General features: G+C 45.9%; 13 protein-coding genes. 4 read left to right on the plus strand and 9 right to left on the minus strand.

Features of this window, described 5'->3' with window-relative positions; all coding sequences use genetic code 11:
* Positions 1-11: 11 nt before the first annotated feature.
* The 3 genes from EL633_RS29495 to EL633_RS29505 all read right to left on the minus strand — a co-directional run bounded on the left by EL633_RS29495 (position 12) and on the right by EL633_RS29505 (position 3,021).
* Positions 12-794, minus strand: a complete 783-nt coding sequence (locus EL633_RS29495; protein ID WP_126630808.1) for a PadR family transcriptional regulator — start codon at positions 792-794, stop codon at positions 12-14.
* 140 nt (positions 795-934) lie between these two features.
* Positions 935-1,849 carry a LysR family transcriptional regulator gene (locus tag EL633_RS29500; RefSeq protein WP_126630809.1) on the minus strand — a complete coding sequence of 305 codons (915 nt, stop codon included), beginning with the start codon at positions 1,847-1,849 and terminating at the stop codon, positions 935-937.
* 356 nt (positions 1,850-2,205) lie between these two features.
* Positions 2,206-3,021 (minus strand): alpha/beta fold hydrolase, encoded by an 816-nt coding sequence (locus EL633_RS29505; protein ID WP_126630810.1) that lies wholly within the window; start codon positions 3,019-3,021, stop codon positions 2,206-2,208.
* Positions 3,022-3,498: 477 nt separating this feature from the next.
* On the opposite strand from EL633_RS29505, the gene EL633_RS29510 reads away from it, so the two are divergent.
* Together EL633_RS29510 and EL633_RS29515 are read left to right on the plus strand one after the other, a co-directional pair.
* Positions 3,499-4,038 (plus strand): hypothetical protein, encoded by a 540-nt coding sequence (locus EL633_RS29510; RefSeq protein ID WP_126630811.1) that lies wholly within the window; start codon positions 3,499-3,501, stop codon positions 4,036-4,038.
* Between the two features lie 19 nt (positions 4,039-4,057).
* Entirely contained in the window at positions 4,058-5,203 is a 1,146-nt protein-coding gene (locus EL633_RS29515; RefSeq protein WP_126630812.1) for a methyl-accepting chemotaxis protein, read from the plus strand.
* Positions 5,204-5,520: 317 nt separating this feature from the next.
* On the opposite strand, the gene EL633_RS29520 is transcribed toward EL633_RS29515, so the two are convergent.
* On the minus strand, positions 5,521-6,243 hold the full coding sequence (locus EL633_RS29520) for a YjbE family putative metal transport protein (RefSeq protein WP_126630813.1): 723 nt from the start codon (positions 6,241-6,243) through the stop codon (positions 5,521-5,523).
* Between the two features lie 357 nt (positions 6,244-6,600).
* On the minus strand, positions 6,601-6,852 hold the full coding sequence (locus tag EL633_RS29525) for a helix-turn-helix domain-containing protein (RefSeq protein ID WP_246039291.1): 252 nt from the start codon (positions 6,850-6,852) through the stop codon (positions 6,601-6,603).
* A 1,194-nt stretch (positions 6,853-8,046) separates the two neighbouring features.
* Between EL633_RS29525 and EL633_RS29530 the strand changes: the two genes are divergently transcribed.
* Positions 8,047-9,222: a lipid II:glycine glycyltransferase FemX gene (locus EL633_RS29530; RefSeq protein ID WP_161982532.1), complete on the plus strand. Its 1,176-nt coding sequence runs from the start codon at positions 8,047-8,049 to the stop codon at positions 9,220-9,222.
* 151 nt (positions 9,223-9,373) lie between these two features.
* Here EL633_RS29530 and EL633_RS29535 read toward each other — a convergent pair whose 3' ends face one another.
* Positions 9,374-9,847 carry a peroxiredoxin gene (locus EL633_RS29535; RefSeq protein ID WP_126630815.1) on the minus strand — a complete coding sequence of 158 codons (474 nt, stop codon included), beginning with the start codon at positions 9,845-9,847 and terminating at the stop codon, positions 9,374-9,376.
* 201 nt (positions 9,848-10,048) lie between these two features.
* The gene (locus EL633_RS29540) at positions 10,049-10,357 is read right to left on the minus strand and encodes a 4a-hydroxytetrahydrobiopterin dehydratase (RefSeq protein ID WP_126630816.1); all 309 of its coding nucleotides are present in this window, start codon (positions 10,355-10,357) and stop codon (positions 10,049-10,051) included.
* A gap of 274 nt (positions 10,358-10,631) precedes the next feature.
* On the opposite strand from EL633_RS29540, the gene EL633_RS29545 reads away from it, so the two are divergent.
* Positions 10,632-11,423, plus strand: a complete 792-nt coding sequence (locus tag EL633_RS29545) for a Nif3-like dinuclear metal center hexameric protein (RefSeq protein ID WP_161982533.1) — start codon at positions 10,632-10,634, stop codon at positions 11,421-11,423.
* A gap of 63 nt (positions 11,424-11,486) precedes the next feature.
* Here the strand turns inward: EL633_RS29545 and EL633_RS29550 are convergent, their stop codons facing one another.
* Positions 11,487-12,689, minus strand: coding sequence for a Gfo/Idh/MocA family protein (locus tag EL633_RS29550; protein ID WP_126630818.1), 1,203 nt, complete (start codon positions 12,687-12,689; stop codon positions 11,487-11,489).
* An 84-nt stretch (positions 12,690-12,773) separates the two neighbouring features.
* Entirely contained in the window at positions 12,774-13,907 is a 1,134-nt protein-coding gene (locus EL633_RS29555; protein ID WP_126630819.1) for a hypothetical protein, read from the minus strand.
* Positions 13,908-13,928: the final 21 nt, after the last annotated feature.

The following is a 13,928-nucleotide window of genomic DNA, read 5'->3' on the forward strand; positions in this document are numbered from 1 at the left end:
ATGAACACACATTATGGGCGATCATTGTCAGAAGTGGCATCCTCACCAGCCAGGATCAAGTACAGTTGCCGGCGAGTACTGCTTAGCAGTTCACGGGCTGAGCTAATCTGGGTCGCGGTACCTTCATTAACTACCGTTCGCAAGGCTTTACCCACTTGCTGGAAAAGATCCTGTAATGCTATCTCGCTATCATCAACAGTATCAGTAACAGACTTCCAGACAGTATTCAACTCATCCTGATGGCCCTCTACATAGGAGCGTCCTGTATCAGTCAACTGGAATACGCGTCGACCGTCCTGCTCGTTTGCTACTACCAGACCTTCATCCTCTAACATCTGTAGCGCTGGATAGACAGATCCAGGACTGGGCTGCCAGATACCACCACTACGCTCGTTCACCTGCTGGATGATTTGATAGCCATGAGATGGCTGTTCTGCTAGCAGCAACAGAATTGCGGAACGTACATCACCACGTCCAATTCTGGGACCACCACGATCACCACGACGTCCATGACGGCCAGGTCGCTCCAGACCAAAGGGGGGCTCATCTCGATGTCCACGACCACGTCGCTCAGGCCCATGATGTCCCTCTTCATGTTGTTCATGGCCACGTCGACCATGGTGTCCAAATTCCTCAGCTTCAGGCCCACGACGCTCATGGCGACCACGCCGTTCAGGTCCAAACGCATCTTCTCTATGGGGTCCGTGTCGATCCATAGACATCTGCCAGCCATGTTCGTGAACATGGCGAAACGGATTAAATCCTGTTCCATATGTTGTGTTTAATGTTCTCATCGTTTAAAAATCCTTTCATAGTAACGATGTATCATCGATACGTTATCGATATATCTATAATACATCGGCGAAGGATTTTTGTCAAGGTATTTTACCTGGATTTATAGAACAACACCAGAATCAGAACAGGATTCACCCCATCAAGGGTGCACAGCAGTCATCATGGCTTGCTCACCCAGAACTTCGCGGCTCACGGCTAAAAAGGCATCCAGCGCGGGCGAAAGCCACTTTTCTTTATGCCATAACACCTGGGTAGCCACCTGAAATGTATGGTCAGGCCAATGCAAAGCGACCAGGCGCCCTTGAGCGATTTCCTGCGCCACCGTGACTGTCGGTAGAAAAGCAATTCCCATCGAAGCCATTACACATTGTTTGATGGCTTCCACACTGCGAAACTCTAAATTGGTCGTGGCATGAATACCTTGCTCGCTAAGGGCCCGCTCAAACACAATACGATAACTACAACCAGCTTCTGTGAGCAAAAATGGTTCACCCTCTAGATCTTTAGCTGTAATAAAGGGGAGTTTCACCAATCTATGGTCGGCCGATACCAGAATTTGCAGAGGTTCGGGTATGAGTGACTCGATCATCAGGGAAGTTGAATGTTGAGGTTCATCAATAATAAAAGCTACATCAACGGCACCCTCGTTCACTGAGCGTCGTATATCTTCAAATGGTTCAGGCCGAAAAATGAGCCTTACCTCAGGAAAACGGTCACGAAACGTGCGCAATAGCATCGGCAATCGATAGATACACAGTGTTTCAGGCGCACTAATGGTAATCGTGCCACTGGGAACATTCCCATCGATCACCGCCAGCCGCGCCTCATCCGAGAGGGTGAGGATTTTTTCAGCATAAGGAAGGAAGCGCTTGCCAGCATCCGTCAGGGCGATACGCTTCCCCAGGCGGTCAAAGAGCCGTACACCTAATTCCTCTTCTAATGCTTGCATCTGAGCGGTCACACTCGACTGCACATAATTGAGAGTCTGGGCCGTTCGACTAAAACTTAACGTGGTTGCTACCATCCGAAACGTAAATAATTGACGTAATTCCATCACTACCTCTTATCATTTTTTTCGATGCATATCATCAAAAACCTTTCCTTGACTTGATAGTAACATACGAATATACTTAATACAAGGGTAGTAGACAAGTAGTTAAATTTATTGAAATCATTTTTTAAGACAATATCATGAAAGAGGCATAGCCATGGAGATCATGTACTTTTTGGTAGCAATCATTCTGTTAGATCTTGCTGCTCTACGTTGGGGTATTGATAGCAGAGACAAGATTGATAGCATTGAATGGACACGTCGTAATCCTAATTGTTACTAAGTATGAAAGATTGTAGTACGCAGAATAGAGCTTTGTGCTGACTGTTCAACGGCCGTTGAACAGTCAGCACAAAGCTCTATCTTATTGTAGAAAGGAAAGCTTGTACCGCATGCATAAAATCGGGATAGTTATCGCGACGAATATTGTGGCCAGCTTCAGCAATATGCACGACTTTACCCTGTGCCCAGTAGCGCAGCGCCTCTTGAGCAGCCTCAGGAGTCACAATTGCACGCCGCTCAACGTCCCCGATAACCAGGAGCACAGGACATGTAATATCCGCGGCCAGTTCGCGCCAGCTCCGTGAGATTCCTGCAATACTTTGAAAGACCGCTGGATCAACATCAATCTTTGAATCAACCCAGGGCACATAATCCTCTTCAGGCCAGGTAGGATTGTCAGCTCGAACATGAACAAGCAGTTCATCCCTGGTCATAGCTTTTAAACCAGTCAGCCAATGTACCATCTGTGAAGATCTGGAACCAGCCTCTGCTTGTTGAGGTGAGCGATCTATAATGGGCGGATCTTCCAAAAGGATAGCTCGAACCAGGTTCGGATACCTGGCAGCCACAGTCAGGGCCGTCATTCCACCCATCGAGTGGCCAAGCAAGATAGGTTCCTCAAGCTGCAGAACCTGGATCAAACCAGCAACATCATCAGCCAACATCTCCGTAGAAAATTCGCCGGTCACCCTATCAGAACGTCCATGGCCACGAGCATCAGGCATAATTACCCGATAATCCTGCTCTAACGCATGAGCCACATGGGTCCAGCACAGCCCACTATCCGTCACACCATGCAACAAAATAATAGCAGGTTTAGTAAGCTCACCGGCTTGCGTATAATGAACATGGATACCATTAGCCATCACAGTATCTTCACGCCATTGTGCCATCAGAATCTCCTCCTACACTAATTCTCATACAACATCTTGATCTAAAGATACCATACAACCTACCGTCATCAGATCCTATCAGGCCACACAAAAACAGCAGGAGTCCAGAGAATTGTCTATTTCCAAACAAGTACTTCATCAGCCCGGGGGGGTCACTAACAAGCGATGAGATAGATAGTCTTTCAGGTGTGGAGTGTGTGGTGCACGGCTGTGCACCACACACTCCACACCTCCAACACGACGCCACAGGTGCCAAATAAGAGCAGGGGTTATATATACACACTTATTAATACATAATTAATAGCATTATAGATGATTTTATGTTACATTTTTGTCTGTGACCTGATTATTCTTGTGGCATCAATAGAAAATGTTCTTGCTATACAAGAGGCTATTAAGAATAACACAAGAATATAAGTAAAAAGTGAAAGGTGGCATATAGCAGTTGCCAGACTAAGTATCCTATAAAGGTGCATTGTGGGAAAAGACAACATTGATGCAAGTCTTGGCCTCGAGTTCAGCCTTGCATTGTTCGAGCGGTACCGAAAAAATGGACTGTTACAAGCAGAGATACAGCATGTACCAGGCATTCGTGGACGTTGTAAGGGTTTTTTGCACCTGGTTGAAGGCAAGATTATCACTTGCTATATAGAAGACAAGGAAGGTCGACGTCATACAACAGACCAGGGTCTTCTTATTAGAGTCGATAGTGAGCGTGGTCCTTTCGAATGGACGCTCTCACCAAATCCAGCTCCACCTGCGGCAAATCCAAACATCGTCATACCTATGCGTCCGACACCGAATTCGCCCATCCCAAAAACAATTGCTCCCCTTAACCTGGAGATGCTAGAGGGATGGACATCCAGACAAAAACTCATGCTATCGATTGTCTACGATTTGATTGATGGTGTCATCAGCATAGAAGAAATCAAATCTAAATCGCCTCTAGCGCCTGCAGTTACTGAAGAGGCTCTACGCGTCCTTTTGTCGATGAAACAGATAATCATTTTGGTGTAATGTAGGAAGGGAATTCATCATGGAAAATTTTTTATCTCCCGAAACGCCCCGACCACAACAGGATTGGTCCCCAGGCTATACCAATAAATCAAAGATTGCCACAAAATTTTCGTTAGTTCAATGGTGGTATAAGTCAACATCTATGCCGGAAGTCGGCCCAAATGCCAGTTTTGTCAAACGTGAGACGGTCCGTAAGTCACAACTTCTAAGTACAGTGCTATTTTTCTATACCATTGTAGTTGTTGTGTTTCTACCTTGCTGTCTGTTACTGCCTCAGCCCGCGATAGTCTGGGCCGACGCAGGACTGGTTATCTCGGCGCTTGTCGCCCTCATCATCAATAAACGTGGTCATGCGTTGATCGCGGCGCTGACGGTCGTAATTATGTTTGAGCTGATGCTAACCCTGGCACTCGCCCTTATTACACCCCTGGATGAGCCCAGTATTCAGCTATATGACCTGTATATTATGGGTGAACTCCTCGCAGTCTCCCTCTTACCAGTGCGCAGTGTGTTTATCTTCGCCCTCTTCAATAGTGCCATTATAGTAGCCAGTTTGCTTTATCAGCCCCATACTATGTTCTTTGATCTAGATATGAGAACCCAATTTATTCCAACCTTGATTCGGCCAATTGCGCTCCAATTCATCGTTGCCGGTGTTTCATACGTCTGGGTCAAGAGCACAACAAAAGCCATTGCCCGCGCTGACCGTGCAGAAATGGTCGCCACTCTGGAGCACGCATTAGGAGATCAGAAACGTGAGTTAGAGGAAGGAATCGAAAAGATCCTTCAGACACATGTCGCCATTGCCAACGGAAATCTCAATGCACGAGCACCTTTGACGCAGGATAATTCGCTCTGGCAAATCGCGCGTGCTTTAAACACCCTCCTTGTACGCCTACAGCGAGCAGTCCTGGCCGAAAAAGAACTACAACGCGTTGAGCGCGCCGTCTACTCATCTGTCCGTGCGGTACAAACAGCCGAACAACAACGCCTATCACCGCGCATACCATTCACACAGACCGCGATTGATCCGCTCATCGCCTCCCTACAAGGCAAAACGCTGGCTTACACCCGGTCACCAATTTCACAGTCAAACGGCGCCTATCCATCACATCCAACTGGCAATAATCATATTCCTCAGTCCTCTCCGACCAAATATACGTAAAACATATAAACCATTCTTACAAACGTTTATGATGTATTGCGAACCATGGGCAGTGCCCATGGTTCGCAATACATCATAAAACAAGCAATTTACCATAAGGGAACGATTTTGGCAACAAAAACATGAATACATTGGCAATAATGACTTTGTGGGAAATGCTTGCACGAAGAAAAAAGGAGAGGAACAAGGGGCAGCATTTGGAGGACGGCAAGGGTTATAAGCAAAACATACAGATCGTGTGATGTTTATATATGCGCACCTGGACAATAAAAATACCAGTGCCTGACCGCCTCCACACTGCAAATCATAATCACATGCTATGAAGCAACATGCTTTTCCTGACTATCACTATCGCGTTTACGTAGATAAAGATCAGCAGCAAACACAATAGCAATTGTGATGGCCGGAGCGACAAACTGTAACCAGGGTAATGAGTCAAAAAACCCTTGTAAGCTATCATCACCCAGTAATATATGGGCCGCTGTCCAGGCAAGTACCATACAAGCCACATCTAATAGCCATGGCAATCGATCCATTAAATTGGCTATCAGTGAGCTTCCCGCTAATAGGATGGCGATACTAAGAATTAAGCCAATAACCAGGAAAGGAATATTACCTTCAGCCAGCGCGCCGACCGCCAGAATATTGTCCAGACTCATAGTAGCATCGGCAATGAGAATGGTAGCCAGCGAAGCCCAGAGGCTGCTCGCACCTTTCTGGGTCAAAACCTCCTGATCATGTTGTTTCTCTGTATCAGATTTTTTGGATTCTTTACTTCTATCTAGTAGTAATCGGATCGCGATTACCAACAAAATAAGGCCACCAAAAGCACCTAATAGAGGGACTTGTAATAGCTTTGTTGCAGCAATGGCGAAGAGAATACGCAGGATGATAGCCCCACCACCTCCAATAACAATGGCCCAACCGCGTTGACCACGCGGGAGACCGGCAGCGGCGGCTCCTATGATCAGAGCGTTGTCACCGCTCAAAACAAGATCGGATAAAACGATGCCGCCTATAGCGGTTATCCATGGCATCATGCAGACTCTCCTTACTATGAATACTCTTCTGCAGTTCTTTATGTAGCATTTTTCTATCTATTTCCATGGCGTCAATTACCGGGCTCATAAGCTGAGCTATAAAAAACACCAGCATAAATCAAGACCCACCTGATATGGGATAACTAGTTAAACGCAAAGGTTTCTAAAATATCAAATCATAGCGGAAGAGGAGTAACACCTGGAGGTGTTGCTCCTCTTCCGCTATGGGTTGTTCGCCCGCTACGCGGGCGGGTATGGGGAGGGAGAGAGGCCGTGCCTCGGCCTCTGGCCCTCCAGGTCAAGGGGCTCGCCGCCCCTTGTATCAAACTTTTCTATCAGATGATGTTTAACAGGCGACTAAACTGTCGATGGGGTTCCAGTGTTGAATAAGGCGTCGAGGGTGTTCTTGCGTACACGATAGCCACAACGCTTACCACTATGTGGGAGCGCCACGGCTTCTAGTGCGCCAGACTTGATCCAGCGACGAACCGTTGTATCATCAACTCTTAAGTGACGAGCAACCTCACGTACCGTGAGCAAGTCGCCGCCCATTTCGGTATCCGTCATTTTACGGGGTTCGCTAGTATCTGTCTGTTTATGTCTGGCCATTATTTGACCTCCTTTGGTACTTAACAAATACTCTTCCACTATATAACACTATGATGTCATCTACGAATCTGCTATTCAATAACTGAACTGTCTTATGTGAGTGTAAAAATGGTGGCATTTCCAATTTTTATGCACTCATAGTAAAAGCACTGTCAATGCACACACAGTTCAATTTATAGAATCAAGACGTTGAACAATGTGTTTTAGGGTAAAGACTTACTACTAGTTACTACCGATACACAAAAAATGAGAGAAAAATAATGTAGCTTAACCGGCGCAACTAAGTAAAGTCCAATGGTTTTACCGAGAAAGTCCGTTTTAGTGCCGACACTTCATCCTAGCGGTAACATCCACACGCAAAGCATCATTCCAGCCTGAACGTAGCATTCTCTAAGTTCAAGCAACAAGCCATGTCTAACCATATCGCATAACCTCAAAGGAAAACACGTACTATCACTATATACGCAGGCCAATTTTCTCGCCATTAAAGCGAAAAAATAGTCATGCAATACGCTTTATCTGCAATCGACTGATAAGCCGCAAAAAATCACTCACCATAGCGTTCATCTTCAAAAGAAGGAGCCGACTATCCCCTACCATGATGCATAAAACCTAAGCAGCCACAGCGTCAATTAAGCTATAGCGAGTATTCGCCGCGCTTTTTAACGGCTGTGTCGAAAAAGCAGATTTTTGATTACAGCCCAATCCCTACGAATACGCGTCCCGGGATAATCCAAAAGTTCTGTCTGCTATCGGTTCAGCTATGAAATATGGTATACAAATAAAGTGCTGAAAGAATAACTGTTCTGTAGCACAGAGAGATTCACGGTGCGAAGCAGAAGAAGATAGTCACAAGGGCAGAGAACACGAACAAAGCAGAATGAGCGTTTTTTTAGGATGTTGTGCTTCATGTCAACAGAGCTATATGGCATAGCTTGTCGTCCTATACCAGGGCAGCGGCTCAACTGAAGTGATGACAAAGTGAAGAATGATAGAAAGACGTTAGCATGTAGGAATCTGCGCAGAAGATTTGCGCTACCTCTGCGCACAAGACCACCCTGGAAGCAGGCATCAAGCAATGAGTATAAGATGTCAAAAAGTGCACCGAATCATATTGTGTTGAACAGTTATGCACGTGTCTATTGTAAGGAACATCGGTATCAATCCATAATTCAGCGGAAAGTATTATCTATCATGAATACATCAACTCATATAACTATTCAAGAGATTACAGACCGAGAGCAGTGGAATGCCTTCGTAAGTCAACAACAATATGTACATCTTATGCAATCGTATGAATGGGGAGAACTCAATCAGTATCTTAAAACGCGTGTCTATCGGCTAGGAGCACTGGTAGATGGACAATTGATCGGCGTTATGCAGTTACATGCAGTTGCGATCCCCTTGCCAGTGTTACACTTGAATTACCTTTACTGTATTCGTGGTCCAGTATTAGAGGGACCAGATTCGCCCGCTCTGCCCGCTCTGGTCAAGCATGCCCAGGGAATTGCCCGCAAGGAACATGCCATTGTCCTGCGCATAGATCCAAATATTCCAGACGATGATGCCCGCGTTGAGGAGTGGCTCAGTGCTTTCAAGAGGCTGGGATTTCACACAAATACCCACACAGGTGTCTCGCGCCGCAGCTGGGTCCTTGATCTACGACCAGATCCAGAGACTCTGCTCGCCAACTTTAAGATGACCTGGCGGCAAAATGTACGCTCATCACAGAGAAAAGGTGTTACCATCCGTGAGGCAACCACAGACGCGGACTTTGATACCTATTATAATATTCTCTCTGTCACAGGTGAGCGCGATGACTTCTTTATTCATGGCAAAGATTATCATAAAGAAATGTTCACACGCTATCAAAAGCGTGGACAGGCGGTACTCTTCCTGGCCGAACACGATGGAGAAGCAATCGCCACCAAAATGCTGATCAAAATGGGCGATTGGTGCTGGGATATGTTTGGTGGTTCTACCAATAGTAAGCGCAATCTTAAAGCAACCTACCTGATCCAATATCATTGCTTCCTATGGGCCAGAGAGCACGGCTGTAGCTTCTTCGATTTCCGCGCGATCCCGAATATTTTGAAGCCTGGTGAAGAGATGTGGGGTGTCTATGAATTTAAAAAAGGTTTTGACGGCTTCTCCCGACTGGTAATCAACACACAGGACTATATCTATAATCCTATCCTCTATAAAGCCTGGAATAAGCTGATTGATATTCGACGTGCGCGCCGTCAAAAAGAGCGCTCACAACTCGAATTGGAGCGCGTGGCACGCGGACAAAATGCTGGCAAAGCACCTAGTGCAGAACAAACAATGCCCGCAAGCACAGAAAAGCCCACAGTCGAAACAAGCAAATAGACTTGAGATAGTCTTTGCTGCCCTTGACCTTCATACTTGCTAAGTATGGAGCATCAACGGTGCTCTCATATGACTTAATGACGATGTGCGCCAGAGTGTACTATGGTATGCTGTGGCGCACATCATCATTTAAAAAACAGCTTCTACATACTTATTTCTCAGCTTTTAAGGTTGACAGGGCCTCACCGATATGCTGCTCAGCAGCAAATTGAGAAGAAAAGACATGGCGTACAATACCTTCTTTATCAATCACATATGTTACCCGTCCTGGTAACAGACCAAGCACAGAAACGGCACCGTATGCCTTTCTCACAGATCCATCTTTATCGCTCAATAAAAGAAAAGGCAAGCGATGCTTCGTGGCAAATTTTTGATGAGCAGCGACAGAATCAGAGCTCACACCAAGCACCTCGGCACCAGCATCCTTAAATACTTCATAACTATCCCGAAAGGCGCAGGCCTCGGCTGTACAGCCGGGGGTATCATCCTTAGGATAAAAATAGAGCACTATCGCCTGCTGACCCCAATAGTCCTTTAAACTCACCATACGCCCATCCTGAGTTGGTAATGTAAAGTCAGGTGCTTTATCTCCCACCTGAACTTTACCAGTAGTCGATGAAGCCATAATTAAAAACTCCTTGCGCAGAATAACTTGCATATTCTTGAGATGGTGCATTGTATTCCTTCGGGTAAGAAAGAAACGTTGCACCTGCATATATGCTAACACATCAATATAAAGTACTTGTAGTATCTAGCAAAATGGATACGTTTTCAAAGTTGCCTGAAAACGTATCCATGAAAGCACAAATGACAAATAAACTGTTACTTACAAAGCACTCAATACCTGCCAGAGCTGGTTAACGCGGCGGGCAAGCTTAAAATCTTTCTCTGTAATACCACCCGCAGAATGTGTCGCTATGCGCAGAGTTACCTTATCATAAGCAATGCCAATATCAGGATGATGCTGCTCAACTTCCGCAATATGCGCAATCGCATCAACAAAAAAGATCGCCTGTGGAAAAGAAGCCAGTGAGAATGTACTTTGCAATTCACCTCGCTCTAATTGCCAATCAGAAATTCCTAATAGCCGCACTTGAATTTCCTCATCGCTGAGTCGTGCGCTTTGAGTTTGCATGATGTAACTCCTTCCTATAAAAATTATAGTGATAGGCAAAAAAACATCTCCAGTGCTTTTATCCTCTGGTATATCCTCCACGAGTATAACATTTTTAGATCTTACCAATGCCATAAATACCTCAAAATTACATAAATATTTTATGCTCATCCGGGAGGACAGTAATCAGAACATGCTATGCTATAAGCGTAAGGCATTCGCGAATACTATCTATCCATGGCCAGAGCAGATGTGTTTTCTGGCATGGGTCAGTACAACCAAGAGGAAGACAGGTATGTCAAAGACTATTCAAGAGGTCATTGATCTCATCGTGGCCAGGATACCAGGGGCACCGCTAGTAGATTCTGTTGATACCATTAAATGTGGTGATGCAAAAAGAGAAATTACAGGTATTGTGACCACATTCACCGCCAGCATGGATGTTTTGAAACAAGCAGTCGCGCGCAACGCCAATTTTATCATCACCCACGAGCCAACCTTCTATGAGCATCGAGATAATACCGCATGGCTCGGCGATGATCCAGTCTATACAGCCAAGCGGGCCTTCATTGAGGAGCATAATCTGACGATTTGGCGTTTCCATGATTACTGGCATATGCATGAGCCAGATGGCATTCAAGTCGGGGTTGAAAAAGCCCTGGACTGGGAAGGCTTTGAGCATACGGACAATCGGTATGTGGTCCACATTCCTCCCACTACGGTATCAGGATTAATTGGGGAACTCAAGCAAAAATTGTCACGTCCTACTCTGCGTGTGGTGGGAGATCTCAATATGCCCTGTGAGCGGGTCGGTATGCTGCTGGGAGCAATCGGTGGCCAAAATCAGATCAAGGCCCTGCACATGGCGGACCTGGATGTCGTGCTCTGTGGTGAAACTGTCGAGTGGCAGGCCTGCGAATATGTGCGCGACGCCATCGCGACAGGACACAACAAGGCGCTGATTATTCTTGGACACGCCACCAGTGAAGAAGCTGGTATGCACTATCTAATAGAATGGTTACAGCCTCAATTAGAAGATATCGCTATGCATTTTATACCTGCCGGCGATCCTATCCTGGTTGTCTAGATTCTAGAACATAAAAGATACAAGAAGGGCATGGATAGGACATGCCCTTCTTGTATCTTCCAATCAGTCTTTGGGGAAATAGTCGTAGTGCGACAAAGAAACTATCTTGCCTGGCTGAGACCAGGGAACATTCAGCTCACTAAATAGTTTCTCCTCGACAAAAGCTTCACGAATAATAGTATCAATATTCTCAATAACAGTCTTAACGGATCCAGCTTCTGAGTAACGTTGTATTAATGGAGCATCTAGCTGATGAATAGATGAGGATTCATGGGCACCATTAAAACTGCGTACGTGCGCACCTGCAATATCGAGATCACAGACAAAGCTATCAGGATCGGATACCTTATGTATGAGATGCTCCATCAAACGATCGCGCAGTTCCTGACCCGTATCACATTCACGCTCTTCATGCGTACCATTGGCCCGCGTGATAGTTACACGATGAGTGGTCCAATGAATCTCACCGCGATCACCACGAACGACAATTTCAGGTCCAGCCAGTTCTTCAGAACAGTGCGTCACCAGAAAGTACAGCGGAACCTCAGTATCGGTAAGGACACGCAAGCAAGCCGTATCCGTACTCTCAATTTCATGTCCACGATATAGTTCGGCCTGGATACTTTTTAAAGAGGCCGATCTAGTTAACTCGCTCCCTGCTAGAAAACACAGCATATTTAATTGATGCGCCACCGCATTACTAAAAGGTGAATCAAGAATCCATTTCCCAGCTATTTTCAGACGGCCAGCCCAGTTATTACGTGTATAATAATTATCTAGCCGTGGCCAGAGAGCATAACATTTAATCGCTTGTAGGGTGCCAATCTCTTGCTTTAAGATAGCACGCTTCATCCAGAATGTTTCGCGAGCATACATAGTTTGAAAACCAACTGCCACAAAACGTCCCATTTCAGTCGCGCAGGACTGCATGGCTCGTACTTCCTGAATAGTGGCGGCAGCAGGCTTTTCTACAAATACATTCGCGCCTGCCTGCAAAGCCGCCACCGTCATTACAGCATGAAGAGGGATACCAGTAGGAATAAAGCAAATGTCACACTGGCCCTTAAAACGCTCCAGCATCTCCGTATAATCCGTAAAAAGCTCACAACCAAGAGAGCGCAAACGCTGGCATTTCTCTACCTCCTCATCCTGATTAATCACGGTCGCTCCCAACAGGCGCACAGAACCATGCTCAACCCCACGCACCAGATCATGATAATGCGTATCCCCAAAACCTGAAATCCCAATAACACAGACATCGATCATGCATTGATCTCCTAACAAAAAAGAAAACGTCTTCTTCTTGTATAGGATAAGCTATCTTCAGCCTCTTCGTCTACCCTGCACTCATCAATAGCGTGAGGTGGAGATGCGAGCATTGAGTGCATCCAGCATAGGTATACTGGCAATGTTTGCGAGTATCAGGATAAAGTACTCTAATAACTTACTGCTATCGGTTGTACAATTAAGCTGGCTGGTATCACAATTAGTCACAAATTGTCCATCGTGAATCGCCAGAAAAAGCAGTAATAAGACACCCGCAATGCTTACCAGTCGCTTCACCAGTTCTAGCTGTCCCGCATGAAGGCCAAAGAAACTGGTAGCAGTAATGACCAGATTGGCCAGTAGAACCTTTTCCGCAACTATCTGTGTCTCATTTTGAGATGCTGTCGAAGCCGTTTCACGCATATAGAACAGTTCAACCGTCACAAGACAGTCCTCATCCTTTAGTGGTTTCACGACAAACTGGAATTCGGTTTCATCGTGTCTATGCAAACGATGCCGTAGCACTTTCCGGCTACAACTAAATTCACCTTCAACAAAGTGCAGTTCTGCCTGTAATACTGGCGTAGGATCCTGCGCATTGATCTGCAACCAGTTATTAGGTGCCGCTTGCAAGGTCGTATGCTGACTTCTGGACATTGCGGAAAGATCATTCAGATCTCCAGCAATCTTGATTGAAATATAGCAAGCTTTTCCTGCAGGAAGCCGACGACTATAAGTAATGCACAGCCTGCGCTTAAGCAAATAATAGGACTCACTATCAAGAGGCGCTGGTGACGGAGTCTGCAAAACGACCGTATCTTCAAGCTGAAAACTATTCCTGCTCATCTCATCCAAAGATCTCTTACGTTGCCAGACGGGAATGTCAAGGTGATCGGCTGAAGAAAGCTCAGTTTCAGGCGCTGATAGCGAGGATGACGATTGACCGCCCCCATTTGATCCTGATGCTGAAGCAGAGGTAGATATCGAAGCCGATAAAGATAGCGCATCTGGAGAAGATAAATGGCCTGTCGCAGTCTCTTCCCACGAAGCTGTATCCGCATCTGCAACTGAGGTCCGAGAAATAGGGGTCGTGCCTGGTACAAAACTTTGTCCAGCCAGGATCGTTGTTTTCCTGGTCTTTTCTAAACCTGCTAACCAGAGGTACACAAAAACTGTAATGCAGAGTGTTGTGATACCTACAAGGAAGGCCAGTTGCATATCTGCTCCTTACTGTTGACA

Source organism: Dictyobacter alpinus (assembly GCF_003967575.1).
Lineage (GTDB): Bacteria > Chloroflexota > Ktedonobacteria > Ktedonobacterales > Ktedonobacteraceae > Dictyobacter > Dictyobacter alpinus.